The sequence below is a fragment of the Streptococcus suis genome, assembly GCF_002964575.1.
Classification (GTDB): Bacteria; Bacillota; Bacilli; order Lactobacillales; family Streptococcaceae; genus Streptococcus; species Streptococcus suis_R.
In genome coordinates this window covers 1-650 of sequence record NZ_POQQ01000049.1, presented here as the reverse complement: position 1 = coordinate 650, position 650 = coordinate 1, and the positions used below count along the sequence as shown (strand labels likewise).

The window sequence follows — 650 nt, the reverse complement described above, 5'->3', positions numbered from 1 at the left end:
AAACATGTTTTTTCTTGGCGATAGCGTCTTTGCTCTCATGCGTTAAATACAAATATGTGTTCTCAACGTTTAGAACAACTTGCACCATTGCTAAACTCTTTTCTCCAAGCAATTTCTTGATTTTCCAACGCACGCTATCTGCAGTAACTGGATTTTTAGCAATATAAAGCACATGATAGTGTGGTTTTTTATATTTCTGCCCCTCAACATTACTCTTGTCTTTATCGTGAAGCGGACTAACCGCTATCGGCACTCCAAGAGTTTCCAGCTTCAACTCCCAATCACTTGGAATTGATTCTGGATAGAGTAAAAAAGTGAAATATCTTGCCTTTTCTTTAGCCATAAGTTATAATTAACCCAAGTATAATATATCCAAAAGCCCCGCCTGCCAGCTCGGCTTTTTTTATTTTACTTGACCTTTCTTGTAATTTTCTAGAGCAACCGAAATCATCGCAGATTTTGATAACCCCATTTCTTTTGCCATCTTTTCAAGATTTTCAAGCACTGAATCACTAAGCGTTATTGTCAATCTTTTTTTCATGAATCACCTCTCATAAAGTTATAAAGCAATAGTAACATAACTACGCATTAAATGCAACATTTTTAGTATTTTTTTAAAAATATCGCCGAAAACTCGCCGAAAACTCGCC

At 35.8% G+C, this 650-nt stretch carries 2 protein-coding genes; both read right to left on the bottom strand.

Annotated elements, in window-relative coordinates; all coding sequences use genetic code 11:
- A partial coding sequence (locus C1E58_RS06715) for a Rep family protein (protein ID WP_105209817.1) occupies window positions 1-343 on the bottom strand: 343 nt, incomplete at its 3' end.
- Between the two features lie 60 nt (window positions 344-403).
- Window positions 404-541: a plasmid copy number transcriptional regulator CopA gene (gene copA / locus C1E58_RS06710; protein WP_010925599.1), complete on the bottom strand. Its 138-nt coding sequence runs from the start codon at window positions 539-541 to the stop codon at window positions 404-406.
- Between the last annotated feature and the right edge of the window lie 109 nt (window positions 542-650).